Consider the following 22483-nt stretch of genomic DNA (forward strand, 5'->3'; position numbering starts at 1 on the left):
ATTCCAAGATTTTATTTGCGATTCCCATCTTTTATTTGCGATTGCATGGTTTTAACTCCGATTTATTTGCAGTTCCCCCTCTCCTCTAGCTACTTTATTTAAACATACAAAAAAGAGGTGAAAAAGATCACCCCAATAATTTAAGCTTTCACATTAATATTGAATTTTTTAAACCAAACATGAATTTGATATAAATGAGCTAATAGCTGAGGTCCAGACATTAATTGTCCGTACCATGGAACTTGAAATGCTTTTCCTTCACTTTCAACTAAAGCATTTAATTGCTCTTTATCAAGAAACTCATAAAGAGCTGAGCTTTTATCTTTTAAAGCTTCTTTTAATTTTTGAACCACTAATTTTGTATATACCGGGTTATGCGTTTTTGGATAAGGGCTTTTTTTGCGGTATAAGATATCATCTGGTAACAAACCTTCAAGTGATTTTCTTAGGATACCTTTTTCGCGATCCCCATACATTTTAAGCTCCCAAGGGATATTCCATACATATTCCACAAGTCGGTGATCTGCAAAAGGAACACGCACTTCAAGGCTCGCTCCCATACTCATCCGATCTTTTCGATCTAACAGTTGCGACATAAACCATTGACGATTTAAATAAAACAGTTGTCTTCTTTTAGCTTCTAATGGACTTTCTCCTTCAAGGATTGGCGTTTCTTTTACAGTCTCGTTGTATCGATCTTGAACGTACTGAGCTAAATTCAACTTCTTACTCCATTCGTCTTTTAAAAGCTTTTGACGGAGTTCTGTTGATCTCATCCAAGGAAACGCTGGTCTATTCAAGTCATCTTCTCGGTGAAACCAAGGATATCCACCAAAAATTTCATCAGCACATTCTCCTGATAAACCTACTACAAAGTTCTGTTTAATTTTTTGACAAAACCATAATAATGAAGAATCGACATCCGCCATTCCTGGAAGATCACGACACTCTGTAGCCTCATCTAAATATTGAACCAGTTCTTCGTTTGTAATAACACATCTTTGATGATTTGTGTTAAATGTTGAGGACATTAACTCAATCCAAGGTGCATCTGAATTTGGTTGGAATACACTTGAAGTAAAATATTTATCATTTTCCTCATAATCGATTGAATATGTGGTTAATTGTCCTTTTCCTTCTTTAGCGTAATGATTAGCAGCGATTGCTGTAATCGTACTAGAATCCACTCCACCTGATAAAAACGTACATAAAGGCACATCGGAAACTAATTGCCTTACGATTGCATCTTCAACATAAAAACGTACTTTTTCAATCGTTTCATCAACTGAATCTGTGTGTATATCGCTTTTAACATCCCAATATTTCCATATTTTAAGTCCATTTCTTGAGAATGTCATAGCATGACCACCACGGAGTTCTTTAATTCCATCAAAAACACCATTTCCAGGCGTACGGGATGGACCAAGTCCAAATACTTCTGAGAGCCCTTCTTCAGTTAATTCAGCCTTTACCCCAGGATTTGCTAAAATTGCCTTTACTTCTGAAGCGAATAATAATCTTTTATAGTCCTCTTTATAAAATAAAGGTTTAACTCCTAAACGGTCTCTTGCAATGAATAGACTTTCCTTTTCTTCATCCCAGATTGCAAAGGCAAATATTCCATTAAATTTGTCTACACATGCTTCCTTCCACTCAATATAGCTTGTTAGTAGAACCTCAGTATCTGAATGCCCTTGGAACGTGTAGCCTCTCTTTAAAAGTTCTTTTCTAATATCTTCAGTATTATATAACTCGCCATTGTAGCAAAGCGTATACGTGAAGTTACCTTTCGTTTTACGCATCGGTTGTTTTCCACCTACTGGATCAACTACAACTAATCTTTTGTGGCCAAAACTACAATGATTCGACGTCCAAATATTCGTATCATCTGGACCTCGTTTAGACAATGTTTCAGCCATTTTTTTTGTCATTGAATTTACATTGGATAAGTCCTTTTGAAAATCTGCCCACCCAGTTATACCGCACATGTTTTTTTCTCCTTTCTGGGCTATTTCCCTATAAAACTAAAGTTAATTCTATATCGTATTATTGTTTTTAAAAATAGGTGCGTTAATCCTCAAAAAAAGTTTGTAACTTATCAATATTTGTCCATACGTTTTTTTAATTTTTGCATAGTTATAAAATAGTTAAGTTATGTCAATAAATGAAAAAAGTAGCAGCTTTATTAAAATCGAAATAAACGCAGCTATTATGATTTATAAATCCTAATACCGGTCGGAAAATAGAGTAAAATTTTTAATCCATTTAAACAATATTCGAGATTCAAAAAAAGGTTCGAACGAAAAAAGATTCTATTAGATACTTAATTTTATGATTCAATAAAATGTCCGAATCACTACTTTTCACTTGAACCTATGTAATTTAACAATGAACAGCAGAACGCTTGTAACTGGAGGTTACTTAATGCAATTTAAGCACCGATCACAATTATTTCAAAAGCAACCTCGCGCTTTTACTATTGGAGCAATTGAAGAGATAAATGATGAATGGGTCTTTTTCGATGATGAAACTGATGAGGCATTTTTACTTGAGGATCTTATCGATGAAGATTTTGAAGTTTCTATAAATGAAGAGTGGGTTCCTGCTTCTTTAAAAAATGGTAATTTTCTTATTCAGTATTCCAGAAAGAAAAAATTACAAAATGGCGATATCCTTCGTATTCAAAGAAAGCTTTTATATAGCTTCGATTCACTATTAAAAAATTTGACCGATGAATCATTTTATACTTTAGCGTACCTACTAAATACGCATAGTTTTTCCTTATACGATTGCTTGTACTGTCACAACTTCCTTTCATTTCAGCCTGAAGGTTCACCTTCAGAAGGAGTAAATTTCATCGTATTTGATAATGGAGAACTTGTTTGTTCAGTATATCACCAATTTAGAATTTCATCTGAAGAACAAAACCATCGATTTGAACTTACGAAAGCAACAGGTAATCGCTACCTATTAACTCAACTTTCATAAATACAAAAAAACTGTCACAAGAAATTTGTGACAGTTTTTTATTAAGCAAAGAAGTGAAAACCTTGTGGTAATCTAAATCCTAAATATAATAAAGCTAAAATAAATACTATAAAAATAGTTGCAGGAACAACCATTTTACGGTGTTTCTTAGAAGACACTGTGAAATATTCAAACACACCTAACATAAGAATACCAAGTGTCATTTTTACGTTATAAAGCATCATCATATTAGACGGCATATTTTCTTTATTTGAAATGTGAATAAATAAATACAGTCCAGTTCCTAAAATAACAAAGTATAAAAGACGTAAAATCATATGGGCAACTTTCACATTCCAACCATTTTTGTATCCGTGCCCAACAGTTAAAGCTAAAATAATAGCGATTACCCACGATGTAATATGTAAGTGAATCATTTCATTTCCTCCCAATTATATATTCTAAATAATCATAACATAAGTGCTTGAATAAGGAAAAATGTAGATGAAATGGAAATGGAAAAGATTTTAAAAAATTCACAAATTGTTCAAAATATAAGCTGTGATTTTATACCCATTAACCGTTTTCGAAAGCATGACTTAATATTCATTTTTAAAAATCATAAATTATATTAATCTAGGATTGTAATCTACTGTCGAAAATAAATTCAATATCATCTATAGCTCCTTACAATTCGACACTCCGTATAGTTTATCCTACAAAAACCTTTCAATTTCCACTATTCCAAGATGGAATGCAGATGAATATTGTAGTATTTTGTAAGTTTTACACTTCTTTTAGCGAATGTCTTCTCATATGAAAATGATTTTGTATAATAGCATTACATACATCGTGAGACCTAGACATAATTCCCTATTCTTGAACAAAGTTGGTGACTAAATTGCTGCTTCATGTTATAGAGAAAAAAAGGGCCCGAATGGTATATTATGCGGGACGATATGGCTTTACGAACAAGAAAACAGTTTTATGTAGCCAGGAATTGGACAGGCTAATGAATATGATCTCGACCTTTACCTCTTCTAAAAGGAGAGCCTAATAGCTAGCTTGCGATTAGTTTATGCTAATTGCTGCTAGTATTTTTTTTGGGTTATAGAAATAGATATCTCATCTCTTTTATTTTCCCTTTCACCCTTTTCTTCCTATTATAAAAATTAATACTTCTTAACAATACATAGTCTACAATCACGTTTTAGGTTAAATGGCCATATAATACATAATCATAAAAAGAACAAAGGGTGTACAGTCATGCCTGCTTATGTTGGAGTAATAAATATCGTCAGTATCGGTAGTAGCGCTGTAGTTAACGTGGGTGATGCATATAATATCATACCTAAAAGTAGTGCTCAAACGTACGCCGGTGCTGGTTCGTTTAATACTGGTGATAATGTAACAGTTTATAACAATAAAAGTATTTCGACCGTATATGATCAAGACCAAGTCGATCAACCAATGGTTGGCAACATGTAAAGGAGGGTGTCGTTTGAATATATATATACATCAAACTATTATTATTAATCAGCTTAAAACCGGTGGGATCGTAAACTCATCTGTTTTTCAAATTGGAACAACAGGAAATATAAATGCAAAAACGATAACGAATAATACTGGAGATTATTTAGAGGCAGCACCACCAATTACTGAACCAGGTCAAATCGTTCACACCTCGCAACAAACATAATTTTATTCCTGTAGCAAATTGAAAGCGAGGGAATTCTATGAATCAACTAGAAATAAGACAGACTCAAATTGAGCAATTACTATATGAGCAGTCCCAAATAATAGAACAATTAAAAGCGAAAGTAGTTCAGCTTGAGGCTACTGTTCTTGAACTTTCTAAAAGACCTGAGACAAAAATTGATAAAATTGAATATAAATTTGACCAATTAAAAGTTGAAAATTTAAATGGCACCTTAACAATAGGGCTGAATCCACTTCAAGCCCCTACATTTGATGATTTAACTGTAGAAAACCAGCAAATTGATATTAAACCAGACAATAATATGAAAGCTTTGAAATCATATATAGAAGAAAGAATTAACTTCCATTTAAAGGAAGAAGCATTAGAAACGATCCTCCAATTAGAAACAGAGCTTAGAGTTGCTGTAGATGATTATTATCGTCAAATGATGATTGATGATATACGAAATCAAATGGATATTAGGATTCCTTACTATATTGATTTATATAAAAATAAACCAAACTTCGCTGATAATCCACTACGATATTCTGAAGAAGTCGTTTTACACATGTTAAGAGATATTCGAACTGCCTATAGTGCCTTTTTACAAAACTTACCACATAATATTGGAAAGGAGAATAAAGGATGAATTTAAATGTAACAAATTGCAATTTACAGGTTGATGAAATAAAATTTACAGCCATTTCATCTTCATCATTATTTTTGGTTGGTGATGCTCATAATATTTCACTATCTTCTATTTTTGACACACCACCAGAATCATTAATTATTGGACCATTTGTACCTTTATCTGTAAGTTAATGTTTAAAATTGATCCAAGATTTCGTTTAGCCGCAGTAGAAAGATATGATGTAAATACTGTACTATTTTCGAGCATTTTACAGTTTGGGGATGTATTTTCAATGAATGCAGAGTCAAACGCTCTTGCACTTCAAGAAGAAGGAAATGTGTTTGCTGATTTTAACAGAGATATTTTTGAAATATATCCAATTTTTAAAATCACTCCAAAACATCTTCTAGATGTTCCTACTGTAAATTTAAATCGAGTAAATCTTAATCCAACAATCCAAGTTGGTTCAATCAATTATAATGGTATAAGCTCAGCCAGCGCTTCCGTTATCGGCTCAGTTCATGATGCCACAATGTTATCCCGAGTACATCAAATACGACATTTTATTTCAACACCTACAATACATTACCAAACTCCAGGCTTTCATGCCCAACCGACTTTTTCTCAACTAATACAGCCAATGATGACGCAGCCTATGCAACCCCTTCATCAGGATGTACTTGTTCAACCAGTTTCGCCAGTTGTAACGCCACACACTGTAGTCCCTGTAGCACCTGTAGTTCCAGTACACACAGTAGTACCAAGCGTGCCTTCAGTACCTGTAGTAACAAGACAAAAAGAAGAAATATCAGAACCAAAAATTAACGATTAAGAAAGGAGAATATTTCATGCCAACATTTCTTGGAGCAATTGTCATCACAAGCAATGAAGGAAATATAAATACAGGAGATCTTAATAATATCTCACCAAAAACGCAAACAAAATCATATTTTGGCTCGGGCTCAGGTAATACTGGGTTTCTACCGGCAACAATAAACGGTGCAAGTGCAACTAATACGTTAGATGCTGATTTAGTAGATCAAAATGAAGTAGCGACTCTATAAATCACAAAAAAAGCGATGCAGATGCATCGCTTTTTCCTATAACTCTATAATATGACCACCATCGAAAAAGTAGAGATATTTAGCTTTAACCATTTTATCCATCCCCGCTTCAATTGCCTTTGAATAAAGATCGAGTTGAACACCATATCTTCTAATTGCTTCTTGCTTCAAGGCATCTTTTGTTGCAAATGCACCAGTTCGATCGGTTTTATAATCAATTAATATAACCTCTTCTCCATCAATTAAAAGTAAGTCAATGATCCCTTGGATTAATACAACTTCCTCTTCATCTTCCCAATCTTTATAAATTTCATTTGTTGAAACACCATAACTAAATGGTACTTCTCGAAGATTTTGATTTGAGTTTACCACTAATTGACCAAGCTGTGATTGACAGAATTCAAAAATCTCCAAGCTATTTACAGCTTTCCCTTGCTCTTGGGTAATTAATTCTTTTAAAACCATACTATTTATCTGATCTATGATGTCTTCATGAGATGAGACAAATTGATAATCTAAATTTTGCATAACAGCATGGGTAGCAGTTCCTTTTTCAGCTGAGTTCATTTTTTGTTCTGACATAAATTTCGGTCTTTCAAGTGGAAAATCTTTTGTTTTAGTCGCTGTAAAACTTTGACTATATGGATCTTCCTCTTGCATTTTTCTTTTTAATTCTGTAACAGATTGTTTTGGTCGGTATAGAGTTGATTGTGTATGATGATATTGCCAGTTTAATTGATTTTCTAGTTTTTCATGAAGCTCACCATTTTTAATTTGAATCGGTTCCTTTGACTGGAAAGCTTGAAATACTTCTACTTTATCATTTTCTACTTCTTCAGCTTCCAATGATTGAATTGTAGAAGCATCTACAATAGAATAATTCCAGCGACATGGGTAAAACTGAATTTCATTTTCTGTGTGCCACAAATCATCTTCGAGTCTAATTGCATTACTAGAATCGTGCCGAATGATCGAAGGACCAATCCAATCAAGATAACTTTTAGCACCACTAATCATGTTTAATGGCAGTAGCCATTCTTTATGGTTTTCAACTTTCTTCCAACTTTCAATCATTTTTTGTGCATCATTTACTTTACCTACTAAAATAAGTTTTTCTCTTGCACGAGTTAATGCAACATAAAGAATTCGTAACTCTTCGGAAATTAACTCTTCATGTTCCTTGCGCTTGATTGTTTCCTTCAAAAGGGTTGTATTAGTCGTACGATAAGCAGGATGTACAAAATTCATACCCAAACCTAATTCCTTTTGTAAAATGAATTTTGCTCTTAAATCCTGCATATTAAATTGCTTAGATGTATTCACGACAAACACGACAGGAAACTCTAATCCCTTACTTTTATGGATTGTCATCATTTGAACGACATTTTCTTGATCACTTAAAATACGAACCTCATCTAGCTTTTCTTCTCTTTCTTGCATACGATCTAAAAATCTTAAAAACTGAAATAGACTTCTATAATTTGATTCTTCTAATGCTTTAGCACGATCAAATATCGTAATTAAATTTGCTTGCCTTTGTTTACCACCTGGTAAACCTCCGACAAAGTCATAGTATGTAGATTCCTTTAATACCTTCCAAATAAAGATTGAAAGTGTCTCCCTTTTAACGAGTCGTTTCCATTCCTTTATTTGTTCAAAGAAATTTACTAATTTAATTGAAAGCTGTTTATGACGGTTTTCATAATTATTTAGATAATCTTGACATGCATCGTAAAATGAACCATTTTTATGATTAAGTCTAATCATCGTTAATTCCGGTTCCGAAAGTCCTACAATAGGAGAACGTAGGACAGATGCAAGTGGAATATCTTGAATCGTATTATCGATTAGCTTTAATAAGTTTAAAAAGACGGCCACTTCAATTGTTTGAAATAAGTCCTTAGATTTCTCAGCATATAGCGGTATACCTAACGCTTTGCATTCTTCTATATACAAATCAGCATTCGATAATGAACGACCTAAAATAGCAATATCATTATATTTTACTGGTCTCATTTCTCCAGTCTTTTCCGTTACTAAATATTCACTTTCAACTAAATCCTTAATTCTTCTCGCTACGTACCTTGCCTCAATTTGTTCAAGCTTTTCTTCTACAAGATCATCATCTTCTTGTTCACTGAACTCAGGCTCATTTTCTTCTTCATCCGAATTCGTTAATAAGATTAATTCAGCAGCGCAATCTGAGTATTCAGGATAGCTCGCACCTAGCTTTAACATCGCATCTTCATCATACTCAATTCCACCAATTTCTCTTCCCATAATTTGTTGAAAAATAAAATTGGTTGCATCTAATACTTCCGCTCTACTTCTAAAGTTTTTAGAAAGATCAACTCTTAAACCAGTTCTTTCATTTTTCTCTTTTTCATATAAATTGTATTTATTAATAAATAGTTGTGGTTCTGCTAATCGAAAGCGATAGATTGATTGCTTAACATCACCAACCATAAAAAGATTACCAGAAACTCCCGTACCTTTTGTGATTAATCTTAAAATCGATTCTTGTACATAGTTCGTATCTTGGTATTCATCTACTAACACTTCGTTAAACTTTTCTTGATAAACTCTTGCAACCGATGAAGGTACTAATTCTTTTTCGTCTTTTTCCTTTAAAATTTCAAGTGCATAGTGTTCTAAATCATTGAAATCTAAAATTCCATTTTCTAATTTTGCTTCTTTAAATAATACGATGAAACGATTAACAAGTTCAATTAACTTTTCAACTAGGGGCTTTAATTCACTTATTTGTTTTAATTGAACGTCAATGCTTCGATTAAAATACTTGTCTCTTATATCATCAATCTTCTTTTTAACATCTTTTCGGAAATTCGCTACTAGTTCCTTTTTCTGTTGATCACCCTCTGTCTTTTTAATAGTGGGCAATCGATTAAATACTATTTTTTGTAGACCAACATTAATTTCTTCCCATGATTTTTCTGAGGCATGGAATAAACATTCTAAATTACCATACTCCTCTTTAAAAACATCAACATATTTAATTGGGCCATCAGGGCTATCTATTATATCCAATGCTTGTTTATAAGTGTTAATACAAGCAAACAAATCATCTTGAATAAATTTCTTAAGTTCTTGAATAAAAGGGATCTCATCAACTGGTTTACCGACTACATTATATTGGTGAATGAATGCATTTAAAAACTCACTAGGGTTTGGGTTCGAAATTGCATGACGATATAGCTTTAATATTAATTTCGGTAAATCATTATCATCTCGATCACTAGTATATCGATCAACTAAATCAAAGAAGACTAAATTAGATTCATCACTGTATTCTGACTCCATCAACTCTTCTAACACTTCATCCATCAGTAATTGAATCTCAATTTCTTCTGCAGTACGGAAGTTTGGATCCAACTCTACCATATAGTAATTTGATCGAATGACTTCAGTACAAAAAGAGTGAATAGTTGAGATTGAAGCCTTATTTAACAAAGAAGCTTGTTTCCTTAAATGATCAGATTCAGGATTATTTACAAGTTGTTTCTCTAATGCAATCCCAATCCTTTCTTTCATTTCCTGGGCACTTGCTTTTGTAAAAGTAACAACAAGTAATTCATCGACATTTATTGGATTTTCATCACGAATGATTTTTTGAATAATCCGTTCAACAAGAACAGCCGTCTTTCCAGAACCAGCAGCAGCGGCTACAAGAATATCTGACCCTTCGAAATCAATCGCTTTTTGCTGGTCGACTGTCCATGTTGTTTTACTTGCGTTATTTTCTTCTTTACTCATCTTTATTCACCACCTCGATCATTTTTTGTAATGCTTCGCTATCTTCTAAAGGAGGTAGAACACGATATTCATTTCCTTTTACATTCGCATCAAATTGACATACTGATTGGTACGAGCAATATGTACATGGTATTTTATCCTTTTGCTGATATGGATTTGCTTCTACAAAACCGTTGTATATTTTCTGACCAGCTTCAGTAAATTTTTGCTTTATATAATTCGTCATCATTGGGTATTGTTCAGGCTTTACCGTTTTTGAATACTTTGCCATGTATTCTCCGGTTTTTTTAAGCCTAATCGGCACAATTTTTGAAGTGCTTCCGTCTTGAATTAATGCTTCATCCATTAACGTATTACTTTCACGATCTTCTAAAAGTAATCCATTCATTTTAAACTTTTTAAAGATTTCATCCTGAATTTCATCAAATTCGATATTATTTTTCACTTTAACAATCGGATTTTGAACATGGAAATAAAGAATACCAGCCGGGTCCGCGTGTTTTCCAAGTAATGTTGTTGAATTTGCTACAGCTATATCTAAATATGTTAGTAACTGTAAAGCAAGTCCGTAGTATACATCTGATAATTTTAATTCCTTTTTCGTTGATTTATAATCCAAAATTCGTAAGTAATCGCCTTTTTCACTTGTTGCTTTATCAATTCGGTCAATTCGGCCATTTAATACCATTCTTCTCTTCCCATCAATCGGAAGTTCATAAGAATTTAACTGTTTCCCCATACCAAATGGTACTTCTAAAGCAATAGGAACGAATTTACCTGCATGCTCTTGTTGACTTAAAATTGAGGATACTTTCGCAATAACATCCTTCATTTTTTTCTTTAAAAACATATATCGATTCGTACTTAGCAAAATCTCACGTTGAAACTTTGGAGAGATTTCATCAACTACTTTTGCTGCTAATTCATCACATTCTGAATTCGTTAAACTACTCCAGCTTTTACCGGTCTGTAAAAGATTCTCTCCAATAATTGTTAAAGCACTGTGGAATAATTGACCCATATCAAATGATTCAAACTTATAAATTTCACGTTCTTGAAGCTTAAGACCATATCGTGCAAAATGGGCATATGCGCATTGATGGAAAAGCTCAATTCGTGATACCGATCCACTCAATTCTTCCCCATATAATTCTGTACTTAAATCTTCTCCAAGATCTTTCGCGACATTGTTATACATTACGCTACTTATTACTTTATACAGTTTATCTTTTGAATCAGAGTTTTCTCTTAAAACATTATAAAGCGTCCACCATAAATCCATATTCGTTTCAGTTTCCCTAGTCGACCAAACTTGAAGCTGAGATACTAAATTCGTTAAAGCTGTACCATAATTTGTAATAGATGTTAACTGTTCTTCTACAGAACTAAAAGTTAAGTCTCCACTTTCAAATCTTTGATGTATATTTGGAAAAATCGATTTTATCCTTTGAATGAGACTTGATGGGGCAAGACTTTTTCCATCATCACTTGTTAATGGATAACTAATGATTAACTCATGACTTGCACGATTAATTCCAGTATAGATATTAAAATTTTCAACAAATAATTGGTGCTTACTTGTTGGTGCTACTTCCACACCAAATGATTGTAAAAACTCTCGGGCAGTATCGCCTAATAGTCCGTCTTCACTAGCCTTCCTTGGAATAACCCCTTCATTTACACCAATGATATAAGCACACTTTACATTTTGTAGTCTTGAATGATCAAAATCAGCTATGTTAACTTGATCTAATGATGCCGGAACATTCGCAAATTCAAGTGATTGAAAACCAGTTTGAAGAATTTCAAAAAATGTTTTACGTGACAGTTTTTCTTCTCCAATTAATTCAACGCATTCATCTAAAAGCTGAATAAACCCTTTCCAAACTTGCTCATGATCTTTGCTTTCAATTAAATTGGATCGATTTTCAGCATCATCCTTTAAACGTTGAAGCTTCCTTGAAATATCTAGCGATTCAACAAATTCAAACAAGGCTACACACATTTCTCTCGCATTTTTAGCTTGCTTCAGATTGCTTTGAAATGTAAGAATTGGCTTTACTAATAAATCTCTTACTGAATTGATTAATGCTTCGAACTCTAACTCCTCATTTGTGATTCCTCGATCAATACCTTCAGTTGAGCGATACTTTCGATACTTCCATGGCTCTTCAATCGTCCACCTTTTTCCTTGCTTACCATACGCTATGCAATAATTCTCAAATAACTCGAGCTGTTCACGATTCTTATCACGATTGCTTTCAAATGGATAAACTAGCTCCGTTTTATAAGCATTGAAAACCGATTCATATCTCCAATTCTTTTGAATGATATCAAAAGTAGCTTGTAAAAACGTAAATAATGGATGCGTTAGCATTGAACGCTTTTCTTCTATGAAAATGGGTATTTGGTACGCATGAAAAATAGTTGAAATCAAATGTGAATATGAATCTCCATTTCTTAAGAAAATGGCTATATCTCGATATCGATATCCTTGATCACGCACCTTATTAATAATATCTTTCGCAATCCCATTTACTTCGGCTCGACGATTAGATGCCGACATAATCTTAATTCCATCAGATTCAAACGAAGGCTTAACTGGTCTGCTATCAAAATTCGTTTCGAAATACTTCAAATCATTCGATTGATTTCTAAAATTATGATGACAAATAACAGGTTGCTCTATTGTTTGCTTCGTATTTAAAGCAATCTCTTTAATTTGTTGATATAAAAGCGCTGGTTTATAAAATAAATTTAATTCATGCGGTAAAAAATCATCATATGGCCGGTCGATTGTTAGAGAGAAATTTACCTCACTACAATATCTCATTAGCTCCTCAACTACATTTCGCTCTTGAGGTGCCAAGTCATAATATCCATCAATATATATAATACTGTCTTTTATATAATCACTTTTAGGTAATTCTTGAATCAACAAATTTAAATAGTCTTCTGAATCAAGATACTTATCTTTCATATATGTATTAAAAGCATCAAACACTATTTGAATATCATTTATCTTTTGTTGAATAAAGATATGATCCTTTGAGGAATCTTGCTCCATTTGTAAAATAACGGATGATAATTCATCTGAAGAAACTTGAAAACCTTTAAACTCTGCAATAAGGCCCGTTAGTTCCTTATAGAATCCTTGTCGATCAGCAACGTGATGAAAAACTTTCAATTCTTCTTTCTTTTCCTCAATAATCTTTCGAAGAATCATAGAAATTCCAATTTCGCCAATATGAATCCGACTGATTCCACCTGTTTCTTGTAAAACCTTCCAAGCTAATCGAGTAAAACTAAAAACTTGGGAATTAATAATTGCTTTTTTTTCCTGCCTTTTAACTAATTCATATTCCATTTGAAAGGTCATTTGGTCAGGTACAATAAAGATGATATTTTTTGTTTCATTCTTTAATCTATCCGTAATTTCATTTAAAATGTGATGCGTTTTTCCACTTCCTGCACGCCCTAATATAAATTGAAACGACATATATCCTCCTCCTTAATGTATTAGAATAATGGTTATTATTTAGTAAATAATGGTTAAATGTGTACCTAATAAGAAAAGCCCCCATAAGGAGCTTATTTGTTAAAATTCGTATTCAAACTTGAAAGTGGCCAATAAAGTAGGTCGACCTTCCCTACAATTTTATCAATTTTTACAAATCCAAACAAACGACTGTCATAACTTTTTGGTCGATTGTCCCCTTCAACAAAAACATAGCCTGGTGGAACTTTCGTTTTACCTGTAACTTCGTTTAAATTAAAATCAGCTGTAAAAGGTGTTCCTTTTAAAGAACTCTTGTAATCATTTAAATATGGTTCATTCCATTTTTTATCGTTAATATAAAGCTGATCATCTTTATATTCAATTGAATCTCCAGGTAAACCTATGACACGTTTAACATAATCTTCTTGCTTATTTGCATGGAATACAATTACGTCAAATCTGTTAATATCACCAATTTCATATCCAAATTTATTTATAACTAGTAAGTTTCCATCCTTTAAAGTTGGCATCATAGATTCTCCATCAACTACATATGTAGAAAATAAGAACGTTCTTACAATAAAAGCAATTGCGATCCCAATAATGATCGCTTTTCCCCAGTCAAATACTTCTTTTCTTAGCATAAAGTTGCTCTCACCCTCCCTGAGTCAAATGATCTATTGCTCATCAGATGATTGAGACGAACTCTTTTTCTCTGTTGTTTTTTCTTTGATGTCCATACGTTTCTCAATCACTTTTCCAACAATCCATAATACGAATATAAAAATTCCTATGTACAATGCTTTTATCGGTTTTTGAAACACTGAAGTTAAATCTTTCCCTAAATAACTAATCATCGCGATCATAGTAAACTTTCCAAGTACTAATGCGATTAGGAATTGCGATATTTTAATACGTGACAAACCTGCTACTATATTTATTAAAAAAGATGGTGAAAACGGAAATGCAAACATAATAAAAATTGGACCAAATCCTCTTTTTTCAATCCACCCTATTGATGATTCTACTTTCTTATGCTTACTTACAAATGAAAAAAATCGTTTCTGACCAAATTTTCTAACAACATAGAATAGTAAAATGGAACCTAAGCAAGAACCAATCCATGAATATAAAAAGCCTAATAAAGGACCAAATGCTGCAGCATTAGCAAATACAAAAATGACCAAAGGTAAAATTGGACAAATTGCTTCAATAAAAGGGATTGATATTCCAACTAATGGACCATAATCTTTGTATTGTTGAATGAGATGTAAAAAATGTTCTTCTGTAAAAAAAGCCTTTAAGTCAAAAACGTTCATTTAAATATGAATCTCTCCTTAAGCCGTATTTCTAAATAGATATCCTTACTGTTAACATTATCACATATAACTATTTATTCAATAATAATAAATGATTCTAACTAGTATTTTTTGTAATAATTTGACTGATTATCTTATAATTTTTTTTTACTAATTTGTTCCTAATGATGCTTAATGAAATTCTAATAAACTATCTTTGAATAAATAAAAAAACTACTTCACTAAATTGAAAAGTAGTTTCACGCTGTTGAAAAACAACTTTGTCAATTAAATTACCAAATTTTCGTAAAAGGAGTAGAGTGATGTTGATTTCCATTACAGGATGCTCACTTTCCATGGGGCGAGATTCTTTAGCCTTCCCGCTAATCCAATAGGAGTCGAGCACCCCTCCATTCCAATCAACTTTTTCATCAAAAAAAGTATGCAATAAATCCTAATCAAATAGCCTTTACTTAGAGTAATCTAGCAGTTTTTATTAATCAGTTTGTAGTTCAATTAATATCGAACATTAAACTAAATTAATCAAATGAATTTGTTTTTCTAAGATTAAGCTCATAATTTTTTAACTTCTGAAAAAAACATGTCTAGTGTTATTGGAATCATAAAATTGCTCGAACATATTAACATTTAAAACCATGAAAAGATCATCCAGAAAAATGATAATTTCATCATTAATTATTTTTCTTATTGGCTCTGTTAAATTAAAATGTTGATTTTTGAAATTAAAAAAGGCTATCAAATAGACAACCTCTAGGAACTCTTATCTAAATATCGCTGTAATAGTTGTGCAGGGGATTTTAAAAATTAAGTCTAATTTACCTTTGCATAGATACAAGTATCAACTAGATTTTTACCGTCAGCTGAAAGATCTTCATTACGTAATATCCCTTCAAGCTCAAAACCTAGTTTTTCAGGGATCGAACGACTTTTAGTGTTTTTAGATTCACATCGTATTTCAACCCTTCTAAATTTGAATAGTTGAAAACCAAGGTTTATTAACTCACTTACTACTTCTGTCATATACCCATTGCCACTAAATTGCGTGTTAATCCAGTATCCAATTTCACATTTAGAAACCTTCCAATTAATTCCGTGAAGACTAGCAGTTCCAATAAAATCGTTAGTATCCTTATGATAGATAAGATAGCGAAAGCTTTCTCTTTTCAAAAAATCTATATGGGCATTTCTAAGGAGAATTTCCGTTTCTTCAACAGTAGGAATTGACTGGAATAATTGCAACCATTGCTTTAACTCGCTAATTGAATCCTTAATAGCTTGGTTTACTACATTCCCTTCACCAGCCTGAAGTGGTGCTCGAAGAATTAATCTGTCTGTTTCTATTTGTAACGGAACATCTAATAAAATAGGATTCATATAATTTCCCCTCTCGAAAATGCATGCCAGGTATATCCGGTATTACAACATATTCTTACAACGAAGTAATCTTTTACTTGATATACAGTAATACAGTAAATCTTATCTTCCAAAAATTGGTTAATAATAAATATATATTCAATTAATCACCTAGAAATCCTTTTAATATTGAGAACTAAACTACCAGTTGGTAAAATAAATAGGCTACCGAAGCAGCCATCTAGTTGCATAACAAATATGAAAAAATTCCTTCAGATATCGTTTCTGAAGGAATTCTTTATATTTTTATTCGACATAAACTCATATATTTTAGGGGGCATCAGGTATTTAATAAGTTTAGTTAGGAGCTTTTATTTGAAGTAGCTTAATCCCCATGCCAATAAAGATTATTCCAGTTACTTTGTTTAAAACCCTTCCAATTTTCTGGTTTCCTCTTAGTTTCTTTGTTACATAAGAAGAAAAATAAGCAACAAATAAACACCATAACAACCCTGTTGCTGTAAAAGTCAGTCCTAAGATCAGAAAAGGAATCGGACCAGAAGCCTTTGTATCGATGAATTGTGGAAGGAACGAAAGAAAAAATAAAGATACTTTGGGATTTGTTAGGCTCGTTAAAATACCTTGCACATATACTTTGGATATATTTAATTTATCAACTTCGGCTGTTCGAAACGCAGCATTTGATTTATCTAGTAGCATACGTATCCCTAAGTATACCAAATAGATAACACCTAAAATCTTAATCGTATTAAATAAGAAAACAGATTTTAATAGTATAAGGGATAATCCAAACGCAACCAAAAGCGTATGAATTAATGAGCCTGAAATGATTCCTAAAACGGAAAATACTCCTGCTTTTCTCCCTTGAGAAATACTTCGACCTACGATATACATCGTATCTGCACCTGGAATTAAATTTAACAAAATTCCTGTTATTAAAAATACTTCGAAATGAATAATACCATACACTTTTATGCACCCTTTCTTTTTTTAAGGTGCCCTTATCGATATTACAGTATCATGTATGATTTTGAAACTATTTTTTTCTATTTTGTGGTAATTTCAAAATAAAAAGGAAAAACTTCTGATTTGTTTATTGAACTAACGCACTGCGTTAGCCATCCATGAATCCTCAGATTCACAACAGTGAATGGTAGTTTATTTCGTACTCCCATGGTAGTTGAATAATGATGATTAAATATTGGTAATTTTTTTAAAAATAATTCCACTAAAAGTAAATAAAAGATAACCTTTTAGGGGAAATCATCCTTTAATGTTTAAAAAATTTACCTATTATTAACTTCATAAGCTGTTCTAACTCCTGCTTCAATCGCACCTTGAATCCAACCTGGTGTAGTAGAAGAATGTGATCCCGCGAAATGAATTCTCCCTTCTGGTGTACCAATATATTGACCAAATTCTTTTAATTGGTCGGGTTTATACATGACAAAAGCTCCTCCAGAAAAAGGAAATTGAGACCAATTATGTGAATATCCAATTAAAAACTCTGAAAACACCACATTTCCAAATATTTGTGAGAGATCATTCAAAGCAATTTTAATCCGTTCTGCTTGTGTCATATTATCCCAGATACTAGAATCGTCTTCCCATGTGTAGCTAGCTAATATGATCCCTGTGTTGTCTGACGCTTCTTGACCATGACTAGGAAAATACGCAAACTTGATTGGTAGATCAGTAGTTATTTTCCCACCATTTAATCCATATTTTTCCCAAAATCTCGTTTTAAACTGAAGACCTATTTTAGTTGAATTTGCATAATGTATCTGTCTTATGACTTTCCGCTTATTATATGAAACAGACTCATAGGGAAGTAACTCTACGAAATTCAATAAAGTGTAAGGAATTGTTGAAATTACAAAATCGCTTGTAAGGCGATGCTCAGTATTAAGTATATAATTTTCTGAATAGATCGTTACGTTTGATTCATTTTGTATAATTTTTTTCACTCTTTGATTCGAAATAATATTATCTTTTAGTTGTGGTAAAAACCCATTAATAAGATAATCTGTGCCTCCTGTAATTTCATAAAGTTTTAAATCCTTTGTTAGAAGTACTAAAACTTCTCTTAATATTGCAGTAAATGCAAGTTCAACAAACCCTTCTAATCCAACCATTGTTTCTATAAAGTTGATTGCTTCAATTGATAATGATTCACCAACAGGATTATATTTTAAAAAGTTATACATTGAATAATGATCATACATATTAATAACTATTTCCCAATTTTTTTCAGGATTTTGATTTATAAAATCAATTACTGGACCAACTGCTAATAATAGTAACTCTGTTGCTGTTTTTCCTTTTTCACTTGGGGAGACATTAAACTTTAATTGGTCTGGATTTGTTTTATAATTTTTTTCATCTGTTAATACATTATTAATGAAAATTAGATCATTAGGAGTACTATTAATAAATTCATTTACTTGTAAATTGAATTTTTTTATATATTCAAAAACTAAATAGTGAAAAGAAGGTATCCGCATTGCACCAAGATCTATATATTCATGATTAATAAAAGGTTCCCTTTTTGTGTAAATTCTCCCCCCTATTCTGTTATTTGCTTCTATAATAGTAACTTGATGTCCAGCTTCTTTTAAGAGTGAGGCAGCTACTAAGCCAGATATTCCTGCCCCTATAATAGTTACATGTTTTGGTGAATTAGTTTTTTGCAAACCATTTTGAATTATGTATATCATTTGATCCTTTGAAAGAAGTAATTTTTGAATCAAAGATATCCCCCTCCTTGCAAAAAATAACTATCAATAAAATGTTATTCGATTTCAAGTTGAAGTAGAATGTTGACTGTGATTAATTTAATTAAGATACAAATTAAAAGTAAAAACTTATTGAACTAACCTGACATTTAGTGCAATAAAAAAGAGTTGCCGAAGCAACTCTTTTTGTACAACTAATGCATTGTTATTGAACAAGGATATTTAATAAATTCTGCAAAAACTAATAGCTCCATTGTATAGCTTATATCTTTCTATAAGCCACGCCCAAGCTGTGAATCCCAAATTATAATGCTTAAATGTCCATCTAATTTATTCTATCATTAATCATTTTAACTCCCCTGACTTTTCTATACATCCCTTTTTGATACTCATATGTAATGATGTTAACATGATGGATAGAAAAAAATGTAAAAAGGGTCGATTGTTACCACCATTTAATAATGTGTATATTTACGCAAGCATATCTTGATATTCCTTTTTGCGTTCGAATTCAGCCTTAGCAAATGGACAAAGTGGCACAATCTTTTTGTCTTGTTCTCTCATCTCTTCTACAACAGAAGCAACAAGTTTACTGGCAATTTTTTGTCCTCGCAAGGATTCATCGACAAAAGTATGATCAATGATCACTCTTGATACTCCAGCATGTACAAATGTAATTTCAGCGACGATTTTCCCTTCTTCATTCTCAATGAAGTGTTTTTTCTCTGTCTTTTCAATATTCATATTATTTTTCATCCTTTTTATAAATATATTGTAGTGCGCCACTTGGACATAAATCGATCGTTTTCATAGCTGAATCTACTTCTCCATTATCAGCAAGAATCCATGGCTTTCTTTTTGTATCAAACACTGTCGGCATTGTCCTTACACAATTACCTGAATGTGTACAGATATCTTTGCTGAAATAAACTTCAATCTCTTCTCCTGAATATTTCCGATATCCTTTATTTAGTAGGTCTTCTTTATTCATTTCATTCTCTCTTTTCATTTTGCACCTCCAAATTGTCGATAATTATTTATACGACTTTTGGGGTGTTTTTTCCTTTGTCTGAGTTTTTTTTTTGACCGGAACCAATACTATATAAGAATTTAGCTTGCTAAAACAGTTATAATAATTGACTCTACAGAGAGCATTAAACAAAAAAAAGAAATGTAATCATTTTAAATTTATTTTTTGGTTTAGTAGTTGTTAATTCTTTATAGTCCTAACGCAATGCGTTAGTTGAATCAGAGTACAAGTCTCTTAACTGGCTTTTTATATTGGATTATTTGGCAGAGTAGTTAAAGAAGAAGTAAGAGCTTTTAATCATTCATTTATCTATTGACTTAGAGTTTACTCTAATCAGTATAATTAAAAAAAATGAAGATGTACTGTAATCAGTTAAAGATTGGTTGCTTTATCTTCAAATGATTTAGATGAAAAATTAGAGTTGACTAATGTGAACAGTGATTTTTTCGATAATAGAAAGTAAAAAAAAATTCAGTGAATTTGAACTAGAATGTTGGGAGTCGGTTTTATGGAGCAATCAAATAAAGCGTTTAGTGACACATTAATAAAATCATTAAGAGGAGAACGTGGTCATCTTCCTATCAAGAATGCTTTGTTGGATATAAACATGGATCTTGCAGGGAAAAGAATAGAAGAGTTACCTTATACTATTTATCAATTAGTCAAACACATGACATACTGGCAAGAATTTCTCTTATTATTCGCACAAGGGGAGAAACCAGAATTACCTTCCGATGTAAAAGAAAGCTGGCCTATTGAAGAGGGGCCAAGTAATGAGGAAGAGTGGAAACAAGTTATTCAGCATTTTCTTCAAGGGATAGAACAGGCATGTTCGATTGCCCAAACTGTTCAATTAGACAAATCATTGGAGAAATGGCCAGGCGAATCACCAGGTGGTGTGCTACGCAATATTGCATCTCACAACTCCTATCATTTAGGTGAAATCGTACTAATACGCAGATTATTTAGCGCTTGGCCACCACCAACCGGAGGATATCCAGCCTAAACTTTGGATCAATAGTAATTTCATAACACATGGGAGTCAATGAGGCTCCTATTTTTCCTGTTTGCCCTTTTTTGAATAAGAAGTGATATAAGTGTTTATAGAAATTTAATTAAAAGTAGTAGAAATTCTTATATAACTAATGAATCGTTAGTTGAATAAACAATCCATTACGAAAAAATAAAATAACAAATACAAAATATGCATAATCCCAAGAAAAGAAGCATAATAAATAGCTTTTTTAAATACCAAGGTAAGAAATCAATGATATTTAATAATATATCTCCTAAAACATCTGAAGTGCCTACATCGATACTTTCATTTTGATAAAACTCTTTATTTTTAAATGAAAAAAATATCAAACCAAAAAATGAAAAAACAGCAAAAATATACATAAAAATAGTCATGTTGACTCCTCTATGATTCCCTCTTTTTCACATTATTTTATCATATTTATTCAACTAAACTGCCAGCTAGTTGAATAAGAAATCAACAATCTACTTTAAAAGCTCCTTCTAATTAAGAATCAAAAGGACTAAATTTCTGAACTTCTCAATAATCTTTTCTTCTACATATTTTACAAATAATCCCCATAAAAAAACTACTTTACTAAAATGTTAAGTAGTCAAAATTTTAATCTTTCATTTTTATTTTTCGTGTATTGAAATTCCTTTTATATAGGAGGTAATTTCGTTATCAGGGATTAATTTATAAGATTTCTGTTGGGTATTTTCAGGATTTAGTCGGTCTTCATAAATAGCTCTTAAATGTGCAGTTCGGTATAATTGGTTTTCAAATGAACCACGAGATATTTCTAATGGAAGTTCAACACCATTGAAAAATTCAACGACTGAACGATTGTATTTACCGCCTCTGAAATTAGCAACATGATTGTAGGAGATCCAAGAACATTCTACTTTTAAAGAAGATGAAGTGGGGAAAAAGAAAATTTGATTCATTGAGCTGATTGCTATTGGTGGTTTATGAGTGATGGAAATCATTTGTTTCGTTCCTTCACGCCTACCTCTACGCATAGTAATAGACCTAAATAATATAAACGTTGATTTTACGCTATTGGGAGCCTGTTATTCACCGTTTTACACCCTCTTTCTTTTTAATCCGTTCTAACTTCTTCACGATTGGTACATAAATACTTAAAAAGTCTTTGCCATAGAACCAACCTTCATCATAGAAAACTAACTCTAAACCATTGCTCAACACTTTTAATTGAATTATACGGCCATTTGCAATTCCTTCTTTTATTGGATCATTTAACAATTTAGCTTTGTAAGTGTAAAAGCCATATGTGCCAGTAACAATAATCGGATGTTTAGGATTTCTACGATAGGTAAATTTCTTCTTAACAACTTCAGTTTCATTTTTCATTA

At 32.1% G+C, this 22483-nt stretch carries 23 protein-coding genes; 9 read left to right on the top strand and 14 right to left on the bottom strand.

The annotated features are described in order from the left end of the window. Positions 1–140: 140 nt before the first annotated feature. On the bottom strand, positions 141–1988 hold the full coding sequence (gene asnB, locus BM319_RS18410; RefSeq protein ID WP_069032962.1) for an asparagine synthase (glutamine-hydrolyzing): 1848 nt from the start codon (positions 1986–1988) through the stop codon (positions 141–143). A gap of 436 nt (positions 1989–2424) precedes the next feature. On the opposite strand from asnB, the gene BM319_RS18415 reads away from it, so the two are divergent. Beyond that, positions 2425–2988: a DUF2777 family protein gene (locus BM319_RS18415; protein WP_069032961.1), complete on the top strand. Its 564-nt coding sequence runs from the start codon at positions 2425–2427 to the stop codon at positions 2986–2988. Positions 2989–3029: 41 nt separating this feature from the next. On the opposite strand, the gene BM319_RS18420 is transcribed toward BM319_RS18415, so the two are convergent. Continuing rightward, a complete protein-coding gene (locus BM319_RS18420; protein ID WP_091024037.1) occupies positions 3030–3404 on the bottom strand; it encodes a DUF1516 family protein in 375 nt (124 codons plus the stop codon). 464 nt (positions 3405–3868) lie between these two features. Between BM319_RS18420 and BM319_RS18425 the strand changes: the two genes are divergently transcribed. The 7 genes from BM319_RS18425 (at position 3869) to BM319_RS18455 (ending at position 6361) form a co-directional block, all read left to right on the top strand. Continuing rightward, positions 3869–4024: an aspartyl-phosphate phosphatase Spo0E family protein gene (locus BM319_RS18425; RefSeq protein ID WP_088012099.1), complete on the top strand. Its 156-nt coding sequence runs from the start codon at positions 3869–3871 to the stop codon at positions 4022–4024. Between the two features lie 209 nt (positions 4025–4233). Beyond that, positions 4234–4455 carry a spore germination protein gene (locus tag BM319_RS18430; RefSeq protein WP_069032959.1) on the top strand — a complete coding sequence of 74 codons (222 nt, stop codon included), beginning with the start codon at positions 4234–4236 and terminating at the stop codon, positions 4453–4455. 13 nt (positions 4456–4468) lie between these two features. After that, on the top strand, positions 4469–4666 hold the full coding sequence (locus tag BM319_RS18435; protein ID WP_069032958.1) for a spore germination protein GerPB: 198 nt from the start codon (positions 4469–4471) through the stop codon (positions 4664–4666). A gap of 37 nt (positions 4667–4703) precedes the next feature. Then, entirely contained in the window at positions 4704–5315 is a 612-nt protein-coding gene (gene gerPC, locus BM319_RS18440; protein WP_069032957.1) for a spore germination protein GerPC, read from the top strand. Beyond that, positions 5312–5488 carry a spore germination protein GerPD gene (locus BM319_RS18445; protein WP_069032956.1) on the top strand — a complete coding sequence of 59 codons (177 nt, stop codon included), beginning with the start codon at positions 5312–5314 and terminating at the stop codon, positions 5486–5488. The genes gerPC and BM319_RS18445 overlap by 4 nt, the downstream gene beginning before the upstream one ends. After that, a complete protein-coding gene (locus BM319_RS18450) occupies positions 5488–6129 on the top strand; it encodes a spore germination protein GerPE (RefSeq protein ID WP_091024039.1) in 642 nt (213 codons plus the stop codon). The genes BM319_RS18445 and BM319_RS18450 overlap by 1 nt, the downstream gene beginning before the upstream one ends. A 16-nt stretch (positions 6130–6145) precedes the next feature. Then, positions 6146–6361, top strand: a complete 216-nt coding sequence (locus tag BM319_RS18455; RefSeq protein ID WP_069032954.1) for a spore germination protein — start codon at positions 6146–6148, stop codon at positions 6359–6361. A 36-nt stretch (positions 6362–6397) separates the two neighbouring features. Here BM319_RS18455 and addA read toward each other — a convergent pair whose 3' ends face one another. The 9 genes from addA to BM319_RS18505 form a co-directional block, all read right to left on the bottom strand. Further along, positions 6398–10135 (bottom strand): helicase-exonuclease AddAB subunit AddA, encoded by a 3738-nt coding sequence (gene addA, locus BM319_RS18460; protein WP_091024041.1) that lies wholly within the window; start codon positions 10133–10135, stop codon positions 6398–6400. Next, positions 10128–13634: a helicase-exonuclease AddAB subunit AddB gene (addB, locus tag BM319_RS18465; protein WP_091024043.1), complete on the bottom strand. Its 3507-nt coding sequence runs from the start codon at positions 13632–13634 to the stop codon at positions 10128–10130. The genes addA and addB overlap by 8 nt, the downstream gene beginning before the upstream one ends. Positions 13635–13726: 92 nt before the next feature. Continuing rightward, positions 13727–14278, bottom strand: a complete 552-nt coding sequence (gene lepB / locus BM319_RS18470; protein ID WP_069032951.1) for a signal peptidase I — start codon at positions 14276–14278, stop codon at positions 13727–13729. Positions 14279–14311: 33 nt separating this feature from the next. After that, complete coding sequence (locus tag BM319_RS18475) at positions 14312–14953, bottom strand: TVP38/TMEM64 family protein (RefSeq protein ID WP_069032950.1); 642 nt, start codon at positions 14951–14953, stop codon at positions 14312–14314. A gap of 810 nt (positions 14954–15763) precedes the next feature. Next, positions 15764–16327 carry a GNAT family N-acetyltransferase gene (locus tag BM319_RS18485; RefSeq protein WP_091024045.1) on the bottom strand — a complete coding sequence of 188 codons (564 nt, stop codon included), beginning with the start codon at positions 16325–16327 and terminating at the stop codon, positions 15764–15766. A gap of 336 nt (positions 16328–16663) precedes the next feature. Further along, the gene (locus tag BM319_RS18490) at positions 16664–17296 is read right to left on the bottom strand and encodes a LysE family translocator (protein ID WP_069032947.1); all 633 of its coding nucleotides are present in this window, start codon (positions 17294–17296) and stop codon (positions 16664–16666) included. Positions 17297–17613: 317 nt separating this feature from the next. Beyond that, complete coding sequence (locus tag BM319_RS18495; protein ID WP_353615547.1) at positions 17614–19077, bottom strand: flavin monoamine oxidase family protein; 1464 nt, start codon at positions 19075–19077, stop codon at positions 17614–17616. Positions 19078–19533: 456 nt separating this feature from the next. After that, positions 19534–19806: a GNAT family N-acetyltransferase gene (locus BM319_RS18500; protein ID WP_069032946.1), complete on the bottom strand. Its 273-nt coding sequence runs from the start codon at positions 19804–19806 to the stop codon at positions 19534–19536. A 1-nt stretch (position 19807) separates the two neighbouring features. Further along, complete coding sequence (locus BM319_RS18505; protein WP_091024203.1) at positions 19808–20053, bottom strand: (4Fe-4S)-binding protein; 246 nt, start codon at positions 20051–20053, stop codon at positions 19808–19810. Positions 20054–20600: 547 nt separating this feature from the next. Between BM319_RS18505 and BM319_RS18510 the strand changes: the two genes are divergently transcribed. After that, the gene (locus BM319_RS18510) at positions 20601–21098 is read left to right on the top strand and encodes a DinB family protein (protein WP_091024049.1); all 498 of its coding nucleotides are present in this window, start codon (positions 20601–20603) and stop codon (positions 21096–21098) included. A gap of 167 nt (positions 21099–21265) precedes the next feature. Here the strand turns inward: BM319_RS18510 and BM319_RS18515 are convergent, their stop codons facing one another. The 3 genes from BM319_RS18515 to BM319_RS18525 form a co-directional block, all read right to left on the bottom strand. Next, positions 21266–21502 carry a hypothetical protein gene (locus BM319_RS18515; protein ID WP_069032943.1) on the bottom strand — a complete coding sequence of 79 codons (237 nt, stop codon included), beginning with the start codon at positions 21500–21502 and terminating at the stop codon, positions 21266–21268. A 240-nt stretch (positions 21503–21742) separates the two neighbouring features. Then, positions 21743–22129, bottom strand: coding sequence for a competence protein ComK (locus BM319_RS18520; protein WP_091024051.1), 387 nt, complete (start codon positions 22127–22129; stop codon positions 21743–21745). A gap of 55 nt (positions 22130–22184) precedes the next feature. After that, positions 22185–22481 (bottom strand): DUF7678 domain-containing protein, encoded by a 297-nt coding sequence (locus BM319_RS18525; protein WP_091024053.1) that lies wholly within the window; start codon positions 22479–22481, stop codon positions 22185–22187. Positions 22482–22483 lie beyond the last annotated feature (2 nt).

It is taken from the genome of Bacillus sp. UNCCL81, assembly GCF_900112535.1.
Classification (GTDB): Bacteria; Bacillota; Bacilli; order Bacillales; family Bacillaceae_G; genus Gottfriedia; species Gottfriedia luciferensis_B.